The organism is Salinibacterium sp. 10G20-15 (assembly GCF_057365065.1).
Genome location: NZ_CP195118.1, coordinates 1,602,697 through 1,615,431 on the forward strand (window position 1 = coordinate 1,602,697; position 12,735 = coordinate 1,615,431).

General features: G+C 58.2%; 20 protein-coding genes and 1 pseudogene. 20 read left to right on the forward strand and 1 reads right to left on the reverse strand.

The features are described 5' to 3' along the window. The 20 genes and pseudogenes from rplD to ACR3YK_RS07700 all read left to right on the forward strand — a co-directional run bounded on the left by rplD (position 1) and on the right by ACR3YK_RS07700 (position 10,725). Positions 1-660 carry a 50S ribosomal protein L4 gene (gene rplD / locus ACR3YK_RS07605; protein WP_486174319.1) on the forward strand — a complete coding sequence of 220 codons (660 nt, stop codon included), beginning with the start codon at positions 1-3 and terminating at the stop codon, positions 658-660. Continuing rightward, the gene (gene rplW, locus ACR3YK_RS07610) at positions 657-956 is read left to right on the forward strand and encodes a 50S ribosomal protein L23 (protein ID WP_010203832.1); all 300 of its coding nucleotides are present in this window, start codon (positions 657-659) and stop codon (positions 954-956) included. Before rplD ends, rplW begins: the two co-directional genes overlap by 4 nt. A 17-nt stretch (positions 957-973) precedes the next feature. Then, positions 974-1,813, forward strand: coding sequence for a 50S ribosomal protein L2 (gene rplB / locus ACR3YK_RS07615; protein ID WP_486174320.1), 840 nt, complete (start codon positions 974-976; stop codon positions 1,811-1,813). A gap of 15 nt (positions 1,814-1,828) precedes the next feature. Continuing rightward, on the forward strand, positions 1,829-2,110 hold the full coding sequence (gene rpsS, locus ACR3YK_RS07620) for a 30S ribosomal protein S19 (protein WP_009773127.1): 282 nt from the start codon (positions 1,829-1,831) through the stop codon (positions 2,108-2,110). Positions 2,111-2,134: 24 nt separating this feature from the next. Further along, the gene (rplV, locus tag ACR3YK_RS07625) at positions 2,135-2,527 is read left to right on the forward strand and encodes a 50S ribosomal protein L22 (protein WP_486174321.1); all 393 of its coding nucleotides are present in this window, start codon (positions 2,135-2,137) and stop codon (positions 2,525-2,527) included. Further along, positions 2,527-3,339 carry a 30S ribosomal protein S3 gene (rpsC, locus tag ACR3YK_RS07630; protein ID WP_486174322.1) on the forward strand — a complete coding sequence of 271 codons (813 nt, stop codon included), beginning with the start codon at positions 2,527-2,529 and terminating at the stop codon, positions 3,337-3,339. The genes rplV and rpsC overlap by 1 nt, the downstream gene beginning before the upstream one ends. A gap of 2 nt (positions 3,340-3,341) precedes the next feature. Then, positions 3,342-3,761 carry a 50S ribosomal protein L16 gene (gene rplP, locus ACR3YK_RS07635; protein WP_339619145.1) on the forward strand — a complete coding sequence of 140 codons (420 nt, stop codon included), beginning with the start codon at positions 3,342-3,344 and terminating at the stop codon, positions 3,759-3,761. Beyond that, entirely contained in the window at positions 3,761-4,093 is a 333-nt protein-coding gene (gene rpmC, locus ACR3YK_RS07640) for a 50S ribosomal protein L29 (protein WP_486174323.1), read from the forward strand. The genes rplP and rpmC overlap by 1 nt, the downstream gene beginning before the upstream one ends. Positions 4,094-4,095: 2 nt before the next feature. Beyond that, positions 4,096-4,392, forward strand: coding sequence for a 30S ribosomal protein S17 (gene rpsQ / locus ACR3YK_RS07645; protein WP_100388197.1), 297 nt, complete (start codon positions 4,096-4,098; stop codon positions 4,390-4,392). Further along, the gene (gene rplN / locus ACR3YK_RS07650) at positions 4,392-4,763 is read left to right on the forward strand and encodes a 50S ribosomal protein L14 (RefSeq protein WP_100388198.1); all 372 of its coding nucleotides are present in this window, start codon (positions 4,392-4,394) and stop codon (positions 4,761-4,763) included. Before rpsQ ends, rplN begins: the two co-directional genes overlap by 1 nt. A 2-nt stretch (positions 4,764-4,765) precedes the next feature. After that, positions 4,766-5,101: pseudogene (rplX, locus tag ACR3YK_RS07655) on the forward strand (50S ribosomal protein L24); the annotation flags it as partial. A 95-nt stretch (positions 5,102-5,196) separates the two neighbouring features. Then, on the forward strand, positions 5,197-5,787 hold the full coding sequence (gene rplE, locus ACR3YK_RS07660; RefSeq protein ID WP_486174324.1) for a 50S ribosomal protein L5: 591 nt from the start codon (positions 5,197-5,199) through the stop codon (positions 5,785-5,787). A 73-nt stretch (positions 5,788-5,860) separates the two neighbouring features. Beyond that, on the forward strand, positions 5,861-6,259 hold the full coding sequence (gene rpsH / locus ACR3YK_RS07665; RefSeq protein WP_100388201.1) for a 30S ribosomal protein S8: 399 nt from the start codon (positions 5,861-5,863) through the stop codon (positions 6,257-6,259). A gap of 6 nt (positions 6,260-6,265) precedes the next feature. Next, entirely contained in the window at positions 6,266-6,802 is a 537-nt protein-coding gene (gene rplF, locus ACR3YK_RS07670) for a 50S ribosomal protein L6 (RefSeq protein WP_486174325.1), read from the forward strand. A 2-nt stretch (positions 6,803-6,804) separates the two neighbouring features. After that, positions 6,805-7,176, forward strand: a complete 372-nt coding sequence (gene rplR, locus ACR3YK_RS07675; RefSeq protein WP_486174326.1) for a 50S ribosomal protein L18 — start codon at positions 6,805-6,807, stop codon at positions 7,174-7,176. Continuing rightward, entirely contained in the window at positions 7,173-7,898 is a 726-nt protein-coding gene (gene rpsE / locus ACR3YK_RS07680) for a 30S ribosomal protein S5 (RefSeq protein WP_486174327.1), read from the forward strand. The genes rplR and rpsE overlap by 4 nt, the downstream gene beginning before the upstream one ends. Continuing rightward, positions 7,898-8,083 (forward strand): 50S ribosomal protein L30, encoded by a 186-nt coding sequence (rpmD, locus tag ACR3YK_RS07685; RefSeq protein WP_486174328.1) that lies wholly within the window; start codon positions 7,898-7,900, stop codon positions 8,081-8,083. Before rpsE ends, rpmD begins: the two co-directional genes overlap by 1 nt. Next, positions 8,083-8,682, forward strand: a complete 600-nt coding sequence (gene rplO / locus ACR3YK_RS07690; RefSeq protein ID WP_486174329.1) for a 50S ribosomal protein L15 — start codon at positions 8,083-8,085, stop codon at positions 8,680-8,682. Before rpmD ends, rplO begins: the two co-directional genes overlap by 1 nt. A gap of 124 nt (positions 8,683-8,806) precedes the next feature. Continuing rightward, a complete protein-coding gene (secY, locus tag ACR3YK_RS07695) occupies positions 8,807-10,129 on the forward strand; it encodes a preprotein translocase subunit SecY (protein WP_486174330.1) in 1,323 nt (440 codons plus the stop codon). Next, on the forward strand, positions 10,126-10,725 hold the full coding sequence (locus tag ACR3YK_RS07700) for an adenylate kinase (RefSeq protein ID WP_486174331.1): 600 nt from the start codon (positions 10,126-10,128) through the stop codon (positions 10,723-10,725). Before secY ends, ACR3YK_RS07700 begins: the two co-directional genes overlap by 4 nt. 75 nt (positions 10,726-10,800) lie before the next feature. On the opposite strand, the gene ACR3YK_RS07705 is transcribed toward ACR3YK_RS07700, so the two are convergent. After that, positions 10,801-12,720, reverse strand: a complete 1,920-nt coding sequence (locus ACR3YK_RS07705; RefSeq protein ID WP_486174332.1) for a BglG family transcription antiterminator — start codon at positions 12,718-12,720, stop codon at positions 10,801-10,803. Positions 12,721-12,735: the final 15 nt, after the last annotated feature.

Sequence of the window (12,735 nt, forward strand, 5' to 3'; positions counted from 1 at the left end):
ATGGCTACCTCCATCGACGTCATCGACGCCAAGGGCAAGAAGGTCGACTCTGTCGAGCTTCCCGCCGAGATCTTCGACGTGCAGACCAACGTTCCCCTCATTCACCAGGTTGTAGTTGCACAGCGTGCAGCTGCTCGTCAGGGTACGCACAACACCCTGCGCCGCGGTGAAGTCTCGGGTGCTGGTCGTAAGCCGTTCAAGCAGAAGGGAACCGGTCGCGCTCGCCAGGGCTCGATTCGTGCTCCTCAGATGAAGGGTGGTGGCATCGTTCACGGTCCACACCCGCGTGACTACGCACAGCGCACCCCCAAGAAGATGATTGCTGCTGCTTTGCGCGGCACGTTGTCCGACCGGGCTCGCGGTGAGCGCATCCACGTTATCGACGCTCTGGCTGTCGACAACAAGCCTTCGACCAAGACTGTCTCTGCGCTGCTCTCGAGCATCGCACCGAGCAAGAACGTTCTCGTCGTGCTTCAGCGCGAAGACGCTCTTAGCTTGAAGAGCATTCGCAACCTCGATGGCGTTCACGTTCTGTCGTATGACCAGCTCAACGCCTACGACGTCGTCGTTAGCGACGACATCGTGTTCAGCAAGGGCGCTTTCGACGCGTTCGTTGCCTTCAACACCAAGTCTTCGAACAAGGAAGAGGTCAGCGCATGACCGTCACGTACAAGGACCCACGCGACATCATCATTGCTCCCGTGGTTTCCGAGAAGAGCTACAACCTGATCGACATGGGCAAGTACACCTTCGAGGTTGACCCCCGTGCGAACAAGACTGAGATCAAGCTCGCGATCGAGAAGATCTTCAGCGTCAAGGTTGACTCGGTCAACACGTTGAACCGCACGGGCAAGACCCGTCGCACTCGTTTCGGTATGGGTAAGCGCAAGGACACCAAGCGCGCCATCGTCACGCTCAAGTCCGGTTCTATCGACATCTTCACCGCTGTCGGTTAAGGACCAAGGAGAAACTAATGGCTATTCGCAAGTACAAGCCCACGACGCCTGGTCGCCGTGGTTCCTCGGTTGCAGACTTTGCTGAGATCACTCGTTCGACGCCAGAGAAGTCGCTTCTGCGTCCTCTGCCCAAGACCGGTGGCCGCAACAACGCAGGTCGCATCACGAGCCGTCACGTCGGTGGTGGCCACAAGCGCCAGTACCGCGTAATCGACTTCAAGCGCAGCGACAAAGACGGCGTAAACGCCCGCGTTGCCGAAATCGAGTACGACCCCAACCGCACCGCACGTATCGCTCTCCTTCACTTCGTGGATGGATCTAAGCGCTACATTGTTGCTCCCAACAAGCTCAAGCAGGGTGACATCGTCGAGTCCGGCGCTGGGGCGGACATCAAGCCCGGCAACAACCTCCCGATGAAGAACATCCCCGTCGGTACGGTTATCCACATGGTCGAGCTTCGCCCGGGTGGCGGCGCCAAGATGGCCCGTTCTGCGGGAGCTTCGGTTCGACTCGTTGCTAAAGAGGGCCCCTACGCGCAGCTGCGTTTGCCTTCCGGAGAAATCCGCAACGTTGACGTTCGTTGCCGCGCAACAATCGGCGAGGTCGGCAATGCCGAGCAGTCGAACATCAACTGGGGTAAGGCCGGCCGTATGCGCTGGAAGGGCGTTCGCCCGACCGTCCGTGGTGTTGCCATGAACCCTGTCGACCACCCCCACGGTGGTGGAGAGGGCAAGACGTCCGGTGGACGTCACCCCGTTTCCCCTTGGGGCCAGGCAGAGGGGCGCACTCGTAAGCGCAACCTGCCCAGTGACCAGCTCATCGTTCGCCGCCGCAATGTCGGCAAGAAGCGCAAGTAGTAGGAGAGTCAGAAGATGCCACGCAGTCTGAAGAAGGGCCCCTTCGTCGACGACCACCTCCTGCAAAAGGTTGTCAAGGCGAATGAGGCCAAGAGCAAGAACGTAATCAAGACCTGGTCGCGCCGCTCAATGATCGTTCCCGCAATGCTGGGTCACACGATCGCGGTGCACGACGGTCGCAAGCACATTCCGGTGTTCATCACCGAAACCATGGTTGGGCACAAGCTCGGTGAGTTCTCGCCCACCCGTACCTTCCGTGGACACGTGAAGGATGACAAGAAGGGTCGCCGCCGCTAACGCGGTGGTGTAGGAGGTAGAGAAATGGTGGAGTCGATCGCACGCGTGCGTCACATCCGCGTGACCCCCATGAAGGCTCGTCGCGTCATCAACATGATCCGCGGCAAGCAAGCACAGGAAGCACTGGCAATTTTGAAGTTCGCTCCTCAGGGCGCGAGCGAGCCGGTCTACAAGTTGGTTGCATCTGCAATCGCGAATGCGCGAGTCAAGGCAGACGCTTCGAACACTTTTCTGGACGAACAGGATCTGATCATCTCGAAGGCTTATGTCGACGACGGTGCAACGCTCAAGCGTTTCCAGCCGCGTGCCCAGGGCCGCGCGTTCCAGATCCTGAAGCGCACAAGCCACATCACGGTCGTGCTGGCCACGCCAGACCACGTCGTTGAAGCCAAGGCCGACAAGGCAGGGAAGAAGTAATGGGACAGAAGGTAAACCCCTACGGTTTCCGTCTGGGAATCACCACCGACCACGTGTCGCGTTGGTTCTCTGACAGCACCAAGCCGGGTCAGCGTTACAGCGACTATGTTGCAGAGGATGTAAAGATCCGCAACCTGCTCAAGTCGAACCTCGACCGTGCAGGCGTTGCTCGTATCGAGATCGAGCGCACCCGCGACCGCGTTCGCGTAGACATTCACACTGCCCGTCCGGGTATCGTGATTGGTCGTCGTGGCGCCGAAGCAGAGCGCATCCGTGGCGAGCTCGAGAAGCTCTCGGGCAAGCAGATTCAGCTCAACATCCTTGAGGTCAAGAACCCCGAGGCTGAAGCTCAGCTCGTTGCTCAGGGAATCGCAGAGCAGCTCGCAGCTCGTGTCGCTTTCCGTCGTGCAATGCGTAAGGGTCTTCAGGGCGCTCAGCGCGCCGGCGCCAAGGGTGTTCGCATCCAGGTATCCGGTCGTTTGGGTGGCGCAGAAATGAGCCGCTCGGAGTACTACCGTGAGGGTCGCGTTCCGCTGCACACGCTGCGCGCAAACATCGACTACGGCTTCTACGAGGCCAAGACCACGTTCGGTCGTATCGGTGTCAAGGTGTGGGTCTACAAGGGCGACATCACCAACAAGGAGCTCGCTCGCGAGCAGGCTAACCAGAAGTCGTCGCGTCCCGAGCGTCGCGATGGTGGAGACCGTGGCCGCCGCACCGGCGGTGGACCATCGTCCGCACCGAAATCTGACGCACCCAAGGCAGAAGCCCCCAAGGCAGAAGCTACGGCTGCAGCAGGAGTTGAGGCATAACAATGTTGATTCCCCGTAAGGTCAAGTACCGCAAGCAGCACCACCCCTCTCGTAGCGGCCACGCTACCGGTGGAACCACGGTGTCGTTTGGCGAGTACGGTATTCAGGCTCTGACGCCCGCATACGTTACGAACCGCCAGATTGAGGCAGCTCGTATCGCTATGACGCGTCACATCAAGCGTGGTGGAAAGGTGTGGATCAATATCTACCCTGACCGTCCGCTCACCAAAAAGCCCGCTGAAACCCGCATGGGTTCCGGTAAGGGTTCGCCCGAGTGGTGGGTCGCCAATGTCAAGCCAGGTCGCGTGCTCTTCGAGCTCAGCGGTGTGGATGAGACTGTTGCGCGTGAAGCTCTCACTCGTGCTATTCACAAGCTGCCCCTCAAGGCACGCATCATCAAGCGCGAGGAGGGCGACGCATAATGGCGATCGGATCCAAGGAGCTAGCCCCAGTCGAGCTAGACACTTTTGAAGACGAACGACTCGTTGACGAGCTGAAGAAGGCGAAGGAAGAGCTTTTCAACCTTCGTTTCCAAGCCGCAACTGGTCAACTGGAAAGCCACGGACGCATTCGGGCTGTCAAGCGCGATATCGCTCGCATCTACACGGTTATCCGTGAACGTGAGCTCGGCATTCGTGCAACCCCTGCTGCTGTTGAGGTTCCTGCGAAGGAAACCAAGAAGCGCAGCACCAAGAAGGCAGACGCAGCGGCAGCGCCCGCGGCAGCAGCCACTGACGAGACGAAGGAGGCGTAGTCATGGCCAAGGTTGAAGACAAGAAGACCGCGGAGACCGCCGAGGTCGCTCGTGGGTACCGCAAGACCCGCCGCGGGCTGGTAACGAGCGACAAGATGGATAAGACCATCGTCGTCATCGTTGAAGACCGTGTGAAGCACCCGTTGTACGGCAAGGTTGTTCGCCGTAACTCCAAGGTGAAGGTTCACGACGAGGCCAACACGGCCGGCGTTGGTGACTCCGTTCTAATCAGCGAGACCCGTCCGCTCAGCGCCACGAAGCGCTGGCGTCTGGTCGAGATCCTCGAAAAGGCTAAGTAATGCTTCAGCAGGAATCCCGAGTAAAGGTTGCCGATAACACCGGCGCCAAGGAGCTCCTCACGATTCGCGTTCTCGGTGGCTCAGGTCGTCGTTACGCAGGTCTCGGCGATGTCATTGTGGCAACCGTCAAAGACGCGATTCCTGGCGGCAACGTCAAGAAGGGTGAGGTCGTCAAGGCCGTCATCGTTCGCGTGATCAAGCAGACTCGTCGTCCAGACGGCTCATACATCAAGTTCGATGAGAACGCGGCTGTAATCTTGAAGTCCGATGGTGGAGACCCCCGTGGTACTCGTATCTTCGGACCGGTTGGCCGTGAGCTTCGTGACAAGAAGTTCATGAAGATCATCTCGCTCGCACCGGAGGTGCTGTAGTTATGGCAAAGATTCGCAAGGGTGACCTCGTACAGGTCATCAGCGGCCCGACCCAAGAGCGTGGCGGAAGCCGCGGCAAGCAGGGTCGCGTCATCAGTGTTATCGCTGGAAAAGACCGCGTTGTCGTGGAAGGTGTCAACTTTGTCACCAAGCACGTCAAGGTAGGCCAGACTCAGCGTGGAACCAAGACCGGTGGCATCGAAACGATGGAGGCACCGATTCACGTGTCGAACGTCGCTCTCGTTGACCCCGAGACCAAGCTCCCGGCTCGTGTTGGCTTCACCGTCACCACCGACGACCGCGGCAAGACCACGCGTGAGCGCTACTTCAAGAAGTCGCGCCGCGTAGAGACCAAGAAGTCCAAGGCAGCTAAGGCTGAGCCGAAGGCTTCGAAGAAGGATGCCGAGAAGGCAACCGAGAAGGACGCAGACTAATGACGACGACTGCACCTGCTGCTGGCAAAATCCAGCCGCGCCTCAAGCAGAAGTACCGCACCGAACTCGCGGAACAGCTCAAGAAGGAGCTCGGTCTCTCCAACGTCAACCAGATTCCCGGCATCGTCAAGGTCGTCGTGAACACTGGTGTTGGTGAAGCTGCTCGCGACGGAAAGATCATCGATGGGGCCGTCAAGGATCTCACCGCGATCACCGGTCAGAAGCCCTACGTCACGAGCGCCCGTAAGTCGATCGCTCAGTTCAAGCTGCGTGAAGGGCAGCCCATCGGCGCTCACGTCACCCTCCGTGGTGACCGCGCTTGGGAGTTCCTTGACCGTTTGATCACGTTGGCTCTTCCTCGTATCCGCGACTTCCGCGGCCTCTCGGACAAGCAGTTCGATGGCAACGGTAACTACACCTTCGGGCTCACGGAGCAGTCGATGTTCCACGAGATCGATCAGGACAAGATTGACCGCGTTCGTGGTTTCGACATCACGATTGTTACCACCGGTAAGAACAACGAAGAGGGCCGCGCATTGCTGAAGGCACTGGGCTTCCCCTTCCGTTCCGCTGAGAACGCATCCAACTAATCAAGTAACACCGATCGACTAGGTCGGCCTTCGTGTAACGGATGCCGAAACCAGTTGAGACAGGAAAAACATAATGACAATGACAGATCCGGTCGCTGACATGCTGACCAGACTGCGCAACGCCAATTCGGCGCACCACGACAGCGTTTCTATGCCTTCGAGCAAGCTGAAGTCGCGCCTGGCAGAGATGCTCAAGGCCGAGGGATACATCCTCGGTTGGAGCAACGAAGACGCTCGTGTAGGCCAGACCCTCACGATCGAACTCAAGTACGGACCCGCCCGCGAGCGTTCCATCAAGGGAATCAAGCGTGTGTCGAAGCCTGGTCTTCGCGTATACGCTCGCTCGACCGAAATCCCCAAGGTGCTTGGTGGACTCGGTGTGGCGATTTTGTCCACCTCCTCTGGTCTCTTGACCGACAAAGAGGCGACTCAGAAGGGCGTAGGTGGGGAAGTCCTCGCCTACGTGTGGTAACCAAATATGTCACGTATCGGAAGACTTCCTATTGATGTCCCCGCCGGTGTCACTATCACCATCAACGGCCAAGACGTCACCGTAAAGGGCCCGAAGGGTGAGCTTGGGCTCACCGTTAAGGAGCCCATCGCTGTAGCTCTCGAAGAGGGTCAGGTGCTGGTAACCCGTCCCGATGACGAGCGCGAGTCGCGTTCGCTTCACGGATTGACCCGTACGCTCATCGCTAACCAGATCGTCGGTGTCACCACTGGCTACACCAAGGGCCTTGAGGTTGTTGGTACTGGTTACCGTGTCACCGCAAAGGGCAGCTCAGTTGAGTTCGCTCTCGGGTATTCGCACTCGATCACCGTTGACCCGCCCGCTGGTATTAGCTTCGCGGTCGAGGGCAACAACAAACTAGTTGTCAGCGGCATCGACAAGCAGGCGGTTGGCGAAGTAGCAGCCAACATTCGTAAATTGCGTAAGCCAGAGCCCTACAAGGGCAAGGGTGTGCGCTACGCCGGCGAAGTTGTTCGTCGCAAGGCCGGAAAGAGTGGTAAGTAGACATGGCTCTCGGAACCAGAGGTAAGAGCAAGTCGGCCGCTAAGGGCCGTCGTCACGCACGTCTCCGCAAGAAAGTTGTGGGCACCGAGGTGCGTCCCCGTCTCGTGGTTACGCGCTCCGCGCGTCACGTATTCGTCCAGGTTGTCGATGACTCGAAGGGCGTAACCGTCGCTTCAGCATCGACCATGGAGTCAGACATGCGTACATTCGATGGAGACAAGACCGCCAAGGCACGCAAGATCGGTGAAATGGTTGCCGAGCGCGCGAAGCAGGCCGGTATTGAGGCCGTCGTATTTGATCGTGGTGGAAGCCGTTACGCAGGTCGCGTAGCCGCTATCGCCGACGGAGCGCGAGAGGGTGGATTGAACCTGTGAGCGACAACGTGGACAACAAAACAACAAACAAGGAGCAGGCCGTGGCCGCTGAGGCGACTAGCGCCATCTCCGTCCCTGAGGTCGTCGTAGACGCCCCAGCTACCGACGTTACGAGCGAGCCCCGCGAGGCTCGTCGTGGCGGTCGTGAGCGTGGACCAGACCGTGGTGGCCGTGGTGGAAACAACAGCCGCGACAACGACAAGAACCAGTTCCTGGAGCGCGTCGTCACCATCAACCGAGTATCGAAGGTAGTCAAGGGTGGTCGTCGCTTCAGCTTCACCGCGCTCGTCGTCGTCGGTGACGGTAACGGCATGGTTGGCGTCGGCTACGGCAAGGCCCGCGAAGTTCCTCTCGCGATCTCCAAGGGTGTCGAGGAGGCGAAGAAGAACTTCTTCCGCGTCCCCCGCGTCGCCGCGACGATTCCTCACTCGGTTCAGGGCGAGGCGGCTGCAGGTGTAGTTCTGCTGCGTCCCGCATCCGCTGGTACCGGTGTTATCGCTGGTGGTCCCGTTCGTGCCGTACTCGAGTGCGCTGGAATTCACGACGTACTGAGCAAGTCGCTCGGTTCCTCGAACACGATCAACATCGTGCACGCGACGGTTGAAGCGCTGAAGCAGCTCGAAGAGCCTCGCTCGGTTGCAGCTCGTCGTGGTCTCGAAGTAGAACACGTAATCCCGGCTCGCTTGCTGCGCGCTGAGGCTGAAGCTAAGGCAGGTGTCTGATGGCTGGTCGCCTGAAGGTAACCCAGATCAAGTCCAAAATTAGTGAGAAGCAGAACCAACGCGACACGCTGCGTAGCCTTGGGCTCAAGCGCATCGGCTCCGTGGTTGTGCGCGAGGACAACTCGCAGAACCGTGGGTATATCAACACGGTCGCTCACCTTGTCAAGGTCGAGGAGATTGACTAATGGCTGACGAGAAAGAAACTCCGAAGAAGGCCGCAGCCCCCAAGGCTGCAGCTGCTAAGGCACCCGCTGCGAAGGCATCCACCACGAAGGCTCCCGCGAAGTCGACCGCTGCTAAAGCATCGGCTGCGAAGAAGTCGTCGAGCGACGATGTTGCTAATCGCCCGCAGGTTCTCAAGATGCACCACCTTCGTCCCGCTGCCGGCGCCAAGAAGGACCGCATGCGTGTTGGTCGTGGTGAAGGATCCAAGGGTAAGACTGCTGGTCGTGGAACCAAGGGAACCAAGGCGCGCTACAACATGCGTCTCGGCTTCGAAGGCGGAAACATCAACTTCGTCATGCGTGCGCCGAAGCTGCGCGGATTCAAGAACCCGTTCCGTGTCGAGTACCAGGTTGTGAATCTGGAAAAACTCGCCGCACTGTACCCCAAGGGTGGCGACGTAACCGTTGCCGATCTCGTCTCGAAGGGCGCCGTTCGCAAGAACGAAAAGGTCAAGGTTCTTGGTCAGGGTGATATTACGGTTAAGCTGAACGTTGTAGTTGACAAGGTCTCCGGCTCTGCCGAGCAGAAGATCGTTGCAGCCGGCGGTTCGGTTCAGTAACTGTCACTACGACAAACGTTAGTGTCGCGTAGGTCACACCGGTGACAGACGCAGACAGGTGGAGTGGGGAATCCCGCAAGGGGTTCCCCACTCGCCCGTAGTACATAGATAAATCGGAGGCCTTGTGTTTAAAGCTGTCGCGCGGATTGTCCGCACGCCTGACCTTCGCAGGAAGATCGGGTTCACGCTAGGCATCATTGCGCTGTTTAGACTTGGCTCCTTCATCCCCGCGCCGTTCGTCGACTTTGGTAACGTGCAGGCCTGCCTCGCAGCCAACGCCTCGAGCGGCGGCCTGTATGACCTCATCAACCTCTTCAGCGGTGGGGCACTCCTTCAACTTTCCGTGTTTGCACTCGGAATCATGCCCTACATCACGGCATCGATCATCGTGCAACTGCTTCGCGTGGTTATCCCACACTTTGAAACTCTTCACAAAGAGGGCCAAACTGGTCAGGCAACGCTGACTCAATACACGCGCTATCTCACGATCGCTCTGGCGATCCTCCAGTCCACGACTTTGATCACTGTCGCGCGAAGCGGCGCTCTCTTTCAGTCGGCTGGTGTCGCTGAATGTAGCCAACTCATCACCAATGACGCGTGGTACGCGATCCTTCTCATGGTGATCACGATGACTGCTGGCACCGGCCTCATCATGTGGATGGGTGAGCTCGTGACCGAACGGGGTATCGGTAACGGTATGTCGTTGCTGATCTTCACCTCGATTGCCGCCACTTTCCCCAGCGCTCTGTGGGGCATCTACCTCAGCAATGGTGTTGAGACTTTCGTTCTCGTGTTGCTTATGGGCGTGCTGATCATGGGCGCCGTTGTCTTCGTTGAGCAGTCTCAGCGACGCATCCCGGTTCAATACGCTAAGCGCATGGTCGGGCGTCGTACCTATGGCGGCAACAACACGTATATTCCCATCAAGGTCAACATGGCCGGCGTTATCCCCGTGATCTTCGCCTCGTCGCTGTTGTACCTCCCCGCTTTGATCGCGCAGTTTAACCAGCCACAAGCTGGCGAGACTTCGGCAGCATGGGTCGTCTGGGTCCAGAACAACCTGGTGTCCGGCGATAGCCCGATTTACATGATTGGCTATTTCCTGCTCATCGTTGGCTTCACCTACTTCTACGTAGCGATTACGTTCAACCCCGAAGAGGTTGCCGACAACATGAAGAAGTACGGTGGCTTCATTCCTGGCATTCGCGCTGGTCGACCGACCGCGGAGTACTTGGACTACGTATTGACTCGTGTGACTTTGCCCGGCTCGTTATATCTCGGCCTTGTGGCAATGATCCCGCTGATCGCGTTTGTGGTCATCGGGGCCAACCAAAATTTCCCATTCGGTGGAGCTAGCATCCTGATTATCGTTGGCGTCGGTCTGGAGACCGTCAAGCAAATCGATTCGCAGTTGCAGCAACGCCATTACGAAGGTTTGTTGCGTTGACACGACTTCTCCTGATTGGTCCTCCTGGCGCTGGAAAAGGTACGCAAGCTGCACGGCTTGCCGAGATCTACGGCGTTCCCGCTATCTCAACCGGTGATATTTTTCGCAGCAATGTGAAGAACGGCACGGAGCTTGGCAATAAAGCCAAAGCATTCATGGATGCGGGCGATAATGTGCCTGATTCCTTGACGAATGCGCTCATCCGCGATCGCCTCGAGGAAGACGACGCTAAGAACGGCTTTCTCTTGGACGGGTATCCTCGTACGACCGATCAGGTTCGAGAGCTGGATGCGTTTCTAGCCACTCACGGCTCCGCTCTAGACGTCGTAGTAGAGCTCGAAGCGGACACAGAAGTCGTCGTCGATCGACTACGTAAACGAGCCGTCGAGCAAAATCGCAGTGACGACACTGAAGAGGTTGTTCGCCACCGCTTGGATGTGTATAACGAACAGACTGCGCCACTCATCTCAACCTACGCCAGTCGAGACGTGCTAGTAACGATCGATGCCTTGGGCGAGGTAGACGCTGTGACTGCCCGAATTACTGAAGCACTTTTTGACCGCGGAATCTCCGCAACTGATGCTGGTTCACGCTAGCAATCGGACTTCAGATTGCCCCGCTGCCTTACGGTAGCGGGGCATTCTTTTTGGTGGCGACGCTCGTTGTGGTGGCTAGTCTTCGATGCCGCGCACGAGTTCATCGATGAACGTCGGGAAGTCCACGGCCTTCTTCACGAGTTGTTGCACGTAGTCGCGATCTGAGAAGACGGTGACGAACTGATCGAACACCGTTTGAAAGGTGGTGCGGCCCGCTGCGCTAAAGGCAATGAGTGCGATCACGTTCACTCGGTTCTCCCCCCAGGGCATCGGTGTCTCGTTGATGACGATACTGATTGCGGTGCGGTGGGCGTTCATCGTCATGGCATGGGGGACCGCGAGCGTGTCAGTGAAGGCGGTGGATGACATGCGCTCGCGTTCGATTGCCCCCGTGATGTAGCTGTGATCGATCACCCCGGCTTCGATCATCCGGTGCCCGAGAGCGGCGATCATGGCCTCCTCGCTGGGCGCGCTGAAGTTTCGTAGAAAGAGCGCCGGATCAAAGAAGCGCAGCAGTTCGTCAGTGAGCTGTCGGCGGCGGCGAAGGCGGCGCACGCGTCCAATGGCGCGTCGAATGGCATCCACGTCGGTCTCGGTAAGGAACGGTTGGATAAGAACGACGTTGTCAGCGAATGACCTCAAGTCGATCGTGGTCAACACAAGGTCGGTCGACAGCTCCGCCAAATCAACGTCTGTTCGCGTGATGACTATCCTTAACTGCAGTTCGTCACCGAGCACCGCCTCGATGCGCTCCCGAAGGATGACGTGCAGGTCATGATAGTTGGGACAGACTAACGCCGCAGTCAGGCGCACTTCTCGTTTCGCTTGGCGCTCAAGGTGAGACCCCACATGGAGGGCGATGTAGGAGATTTCATCATCGTGAATGATGATTCCCTCCTGGCGCTGCACCTCAGCAGCGATAAAAACCGCAAGCTCATAGATCATGGGGTAGGTGGTCTTGATCGACCTCGTCATGGGATTTCGAGAGTATGAGAGGTCTTGAGCGCGCAGGATGAGATTGCGCACGTGCAAGGACAATCTCATGATGAAGTCGTCGTCGTCGAGGTCAATGAGGTATTCCTCGCCGACGTGCTGCACAGTGCGGCGCACGCGAGTGATGAGTTCCTCAAGATCTATGTCGGCCGTCGAACTGGACCCGGCAGAGCGAGTGATAACTCGCGTGGTGAGCAGCAACTCGATCTCGTTGACGTCATCCTGCCGCAGGTTCGCACCGAAGTGAGTTGTGATGAGCGCAGCAAGATCTTTCGAGAACGCTGCAGACGCCGACGGGGTCTCATCGGAGCTGATCGACGGTTCGTCGGCACCCGCGGAATTTAAGGGTCCGGTGCGGTCCGCGGCGATCGCAACGTGCAGGAGCACGTGATTGATTCCGTACTCGTTGACGAAATACCCGTGTGAATCTAACAACTCAAGTAGCGCGGTCTTGAACGAGCGAAGATCGGACGACTCGAACTCTCGCTGGATGCTCTCTAGCTCCAAGAAACCTTGCGATTCTTCGTGGCGGAACATCTTGCTGAGCAAGCGCCGCAAGTTGGGCTCGGTGCCGGAGAGGATGACGAGTGGGCCGCGCCGCGAAAGCGTAAGACCCGACTCTTCAACTACCGTCTTCACCTTGCGGAGGTCTGCTTCGATCGTGGACTCACTCACGAAGAAACTCTCAGCGAGGGCGTGGATGTCCGTGCCCTCAGGCGCATCGCCCAGTCGTCGAACGAGATGGTACTGCCGGTCACGCGGGCGCTCGGACTCGCGGTTATTTGCACCTTTGAGGAATTCGGCGTAGTTGTCGCGATTGAGGCGATATCCCGACGTTGATGATTCGATAACTTCGAGGGGCAGGGCTGACGACTTTACTGCCGTGACGTAACTGCGCACGCTGCGGGTGGTGACGCCGAGTTTGTCTGAGAGCTCGGCAGCCGTCACCCATGCCTCGGACTGGGCTAGGTGTTCTATGAGTCGCGCGTGGTTATCGAGCATGAGATACCCATTCTT